This window comes from Deltaproteobacteria bacterium, from assembly GCA_030654105.1.
Lineage (GTDB): Bacteria > Desulfobacterota > SM23-61 > SM23-61 > SM23-61 > JAHJQK01.
Genome location: JAURYC010000353.1, coordinates 1 through 4,607 on the forward strand (window position 1 = coordinate 1; position 4,607 = coordinate 4,607).

The 4,607-nt window shown below is 47.3% G+C and carries 5 protein-coding genes and 1 tRNA gene; 4 read left to right on the forward strand and 2 right to left on the reverse strand.

Going from position 1 to position 4,607, the window contains the following annotated elements; genetic code table 11:
• From pgk to Q7V48_15555, 4 genes are all read left to right on the forward strand, one after another.
• On the forward strand, positions 1–195 hold a 195-nt coding region (gene pgk / locus Q7V48_15540), incomplete at its 5' end, for a phosphoglycerate kinase (protein MDO9212136.1).
• Positions 196–530: 335 nt separating this feature from the next.
• Entirely contained in the window at positions 531–1,298 is a 768-nt protein-coding gene (gene tpiA, locus Q7V48_15545) for a triose-phosphate isomerase (protein ID MDO9212137.1), read from the forward strand.
• A 186-nt stretch (positions 1,299–1,484) separates the two neighbouring features.
• Positions 1,485–1,853, forward strand: a complete 369-nt coding sequence (gene secG, locus Q7V48_15550) for a preprotein translocase subunit SecG (GenBank protein MDO9212138.1) — start codon at positions 1,485–1,487, stop codon at positions 1,851–1,853.
• Positions 1,854–2,138: 285 nt separating this feature from the next.
• Positions 2,139–2,225, forward strand: a tRNA-Leu gene (locus Q7V48_15555).
• Between the two features lie 127 nt (positions 2,226–2,352).
• Here Q7V48_15555 and Q7V48_15560 read toward each other — a convergent pair.
• Together Q7V48_15560 and Q7V48_15565 are read right to left on the reverse strand one after the other, a co-directional pair.
• On the reverse strand, positions 2,353–3,072 hold the full coding sequence (locus tag Q7V48_15560) for a TIGR04219 family outer membrane beta-barrel protein (GenBank protein ID MDO9212139.1): 720 nt from the start codon (positions 3,070–3,072) through the stop codon (positions 2,353–2,355).
• Between the two features lie 208 nt (positions 3,073–3,280).
• A complete protein-coding gene (locus Q7V48_15565; GenBank protein MDO9212140.1) occupies positions 3,281–4,378 on the reverse strand; it encodes an ABC transporter ATP-binding protein in 1,098 nt (365 codons plus the stop codon).
• Positions 4,379–4,607 lie beyond the last annotated feature (229 nt).

Genomic DNA, 4,607 nt, shown 5'->3' on the forward strand with positions numbered 1-4,607 from the left:
AACGGCCCTATGGGAGCATTCGAGATGAAACCTTTTAGCCGGGGAACTTTTGAATTAGTACGGCACATCGTCAGTTCGGGGGCGGTGAGCGTCGTTGGGGGTGGGGATACAGATTTGGCGGTCCACCAATCCGGAGAGTCCCAGAAAATCTCCTACATTTCGACGGCTGGCGGTGCCTTCCTGGAGCTCTTATAAGGAAAGAAATTACCTGGAGTAGAAGCCCTGAAAAAAAATTCTTAAATTTTTGCCACAGAGCACACAGAGAACACAGAGAAAAGGGATTTTGGATAAATACTCATTTGTAGTTAGCCCTTAAAAAAGGAGTTGTTGTGAGGAGCGCAGCGACGCAGCCATCTCATAAAACTGCTTTACTTCGCTCGCAATGAACATTCAGGGCTTGCCAAATTATTTGAGCCGTTCACAAGAAATCCATTTTGAATTTTATTTCTTTGGTTTGGTTTTTTTACCTCGGTGACCTCTGGGTTCTCTGTGGCAAATAGTTTTTTTGAGATTGAAAGGAGATTGGAATCATGCCACGTACCCCTTTGATCGTGGGCAACTGGAAAATGCATAAAACCATTAAGGAAACAAAAGATTTTTGCCTGCGTCTTAAAAATGAGTTAGCCGTAATAAAGAATAGACCGGTGGAAGTTGCTGTGGCTCCGCCCTTTACTGCTTTGGCTGCTGCGGCTGAAGCTCTCCTGGGTTCACCCATTGCTGTTTCGGCCCAAGACGTATTCTGGGCCGAGAGCGGGGCTTTCACCGGAGAGATTTCCCCCCCCATGCTCGTTGATGCCGGCTGCCGTTATGCCATCATCGGCCATTCTGAACGCAGGCAGTATTTTCACGAAAGTGATGAATCCGTTAATAAAAAAGCAGCCGCTCTGATCAAAGCAGGATTGATCCCCATCATCTGTCTGGGGGAGTCATTAACGGAGCGGCAAGGAGGGTCAGCTTTTTCGGTGTTGGAAAGGCAGACCCGCGAGGGGTTGAAGGATTTGGGGGCGAAAAACCCTACAGCTCTGGTCATCGCTTACGAGCCCGTGTGGGCCATCGGTACAGGCCAGACCGCTACGCCGCAGCAGGCTCAGGAAATCCAGGCTTTCATCCGTAAACTATTAAGAGAATTTTTTTCCCCGGCAATGGCTCAAGGGGTGCGCATTCTCTACGGAGGCAGCGTAAAACCCGATAACACGGCTGAGCTCATGGCCAGGGAGGATGTAGATGGGGCTCTGGTAGGGGGGGCCAGCCTGGATGTCAAATCTTTTGCTGAAATTGTTCAGGGAGCCTTGAAATAGGATTAGTCTGTTTTGTCATTTGGTCTCTCTGGTCTATTCGGTAAAGACCCAAATCAAAATAGCGAGACGACCAGATGCCCGCAAGAACCAAATAGACTAAATAGACCAGATAGACCAAAAAAAGATAGCCTTTTGGCGGAAGATGTGCTATAAAATTTTAGAAAATAGAGAGGAGGCCATATTAGAATGACCTTGGCCATGTCCATTATCCATATTGTAATTTGTGTCCTTTTAATCTTGATTGTTTTACTCCAGACCAGTAAAGGTGCTGATATTGGAGCGGCTTTTGGAGGAGGATCCAGCCAGACTCTGTTTGGGTCAGCAGGTCCGGGTGGTTTTTTAACCAAGATCACTACGGGAGTAGCCATTATTTTCATGGTCACTTCCATCGGGCTGGCCTACTTCTCCAGCCATAAAACCGGGGCTTCCATCATGAAAGAAAGCCAGCCGCAGAAAACGGTTCCTCCGCCGCCACCCACGGCGGTGGAAAAGGGAACCCCGATCGCTCCGGCTCAGCCAGGACCTGCACCGCCCGCGCCAACTCCGGGGAAATGAGCAAAAATCGGCGGAATAATTTAAATTCCTTTTTGGACGCAGATGTACACAGAAAGTTGCTTAGCGCTTAGCGCTATGCGCATAGCGTCTTTTTTGTTTCTGCGGGCATCTGCGAAAATCTGTGTCCTAATTAACTTGATTGTATAGGAATTCCCTTTTTGGCAACCTTTAGCCTTTTAATTCATTTTATGCACTTAACGCGTACTCTTTGTTTAATTCTATTCAGGGGTTTTTAAAACTCTGTGATCTCTGTGTCCTCTGTGGCTAATTTAATAATGCTTCAATGCCGAAGTGGTGGAATTTGGTAGACACACCATCTTGAGGGGGTGGCGAGCTATGCTCGTGCGGGTTCGAGTCCCGCCTTCGGCACCATCATCAAAGAAAAAGGCGCAATCTGAAAAGATTGCGCCTGGACATGGGGACCAAATAATTATTATTTATGCCAGACCCCTTTCTTGCCCCCTTTCTGAAGGGCCTATCTTGTTTTTCAGGTTAATATTCAGAACACAATTCCTAATTCTAAAAACGGTCCCTTGAATGTGATTTTTCCCTTCACATCACTCTGATCAATCTTTACATCCTCGTATCTATAGCCACCGGCAATGAAGACCGGGCCAATGGGTTGAACCTTAAGCCTGCCGATCAGATCATAATAATGATTCGAACTGTAGGCGATCCCCCTTGCCTCGGCCTCAAGGCTCAGGTATTTTACGGGTTTCAGTTGAGCGCCAAGATAAATCATGGGGACAGGTAGGGTGAGGCTTTTCGATTCACTTATTCCTGTGCTCGGCTGGTTTATTTCAACCTTCAAGTCGATGATCCTGGCATTCAAACCAGCCTCTACATTGAACATCCCAAGGGTAGCGGTCTTTAGAAAAGGAATACCATAGTACAGGGCAACGTCATAGTGATCCAGTTTTAAACTTGAAGAGAAAGGCGTATTGCCTGCGAAGGTCTTGTCACCGAATGTAAAGTTGATATTTTTGCTCCCATCCCCTTCAAATTTCATCGGGGTTGCCATGAGATAGATATTGGGTATAACCAGCGGCATATCTATTTTAACCCGGCCAAATACCTTGGACTCCGCATCATACTTAAGCTCGTTCTCTACGCTCAATGATTCCTCCTTGTAACCTATATCACCGGATGGATCCGGTCTCCATACCCCCACGGCTGCCTCAAGTCCCATGGCAGAGGCCATCGGAGCGGCAAAAAATATTAAAACTAAACCCAGAATTCCCCCCCCAAAGCAAATTTTTTCATAATTCCTCCTATTTCATATTAGGATAATTCTCCATACCGAAGGCTTTTCCCTTCCCTTTGCAGTCAAAAAAATATCAGAAAAACTTATCAATGTCAATTTCATTCAGGAAGACCGGAAGGACAACGTTCAGAAAGAACATAAAAAATATTTCAGATTTCGGATTTCAGATTTTTTGTAGATGGAGGCCTTCTTCATCCAGAACCAGAAATACCGGTGATCCCCTCTGGCGAAACCGCTTGGGGTTATGCTCATCCACGCTGATCAAATCTCCTCCTTCCATCTCCACCACGTAGCGGGCCATGGAACCCAGGAAAGAAACCTCTTGTACCTTACCCGTTAACTTTCCTTCTCCCTTTGTTTCCGCAAACCGGATCATCTCCGGCCTCAGGACCATCCGAACTTCCTCGCCGGGCTTGTGCTCCCCAGCCAGGGGAAGGGAAATAATCGTATCATGAACCCTTACTTTAAGCCTATGCTCGCCAACTTCCGCCACTTGGCCCTTTAAAAAGTTGGTTGTCCCGATGAACTCAGCGACAAAAGGGGTTTGGGGCTGACGGTAAATTTCCAGAGGAGTTCCCGCTTGTTCTATATTCCCCCTATTCATGATAACGATGTTATGGGATATGAACATAGCTTCTTCCTGGTCATGGGTCACGTAAATGGTCGTGATTCCCAGCCTCTCCTGGAGGGCTCGAATTTCCCCGCGCATATAAATGCGGAGCTTGGCATCCAGGTTGCTCAAAGGTTCGTCAAAAAGCAAAACCTTGGGCTCGTTGACCAGAACCCGGGCAATGGCTACCCGCTGCTGTTGGCCGCCACTCAGCTGGTTGGGATTTCGGTCTTCCATACCGGTCAGCTGGAGAAGCGCCAGTCCCTGGGCTACTTTGACCTTGATTTCCTCTCGGGGCAATTTTTTGACCTTCAACCCATAGGCCACATTTTCAAAAACGGTCATGTGGGGGAAGAGGGCGTAATGTTGAAAGACCGTTCCCGTCGGCCGGGCATAGGGAGGAAGATCATTGATTCTCTGGCCGCCAATAATCACATCGCCAGCTTCGGGTTCATAAAATCCGGCGAGGCATCGTAAAACTGTAGTTTTTCCGCAGCCGCTTGGACCCAGCAGGGTCGTGAGCCTTCCGGGGGGAAAGTCAAAGGTAAAATGATTCACGGCCATTACCCGGGCCTCTCCTTTGCCAAAACTTTTCGTAATGTGTTTCAGAGAAACCGCAATCCCTTTTTCTTGTTTTTCCTGATCAACCATGAATCTTTCTTTTCCTGAAGCAAATTTCATTTCCTTGCTAAGTCGTCGAACGCTGAAACGTAATGAAACAGGCGAACCCCATTTTGGCGAAAGTCAATAATGATGGCTTCGTAAAAAGTCGTCACTCCGGTGAAAACCGGAGTCCAGAGAACTTATAACTATTTGAAAGGACTGGATTCCGGCTTTCGCCGGAATGACAGAAAAGCGTATTTACAGACTTTTTACGAGA

Coding starts and splice junctions, on each gene's coding strand:
- tpiA (MDO9212137.1), top strand. CDS start 531: ATGCCACGTACCCCTTTGATCGTGGGCAACTGGAAAATGCATAAAACC.
- secG (MDO9212138.1), top strand. CDS start 1,485: ATGACCTTGGCCATGTCCATTATCCATATTGTAATTTGTGTCCTTTTA.
- Q7V48_15565 (MDO9212140.1), bottom strand. CDS start 4,378: ATGGTTGATCAGGAAAAACAAGAAAAAGGGATTGCGGTTTCTCTGAAA.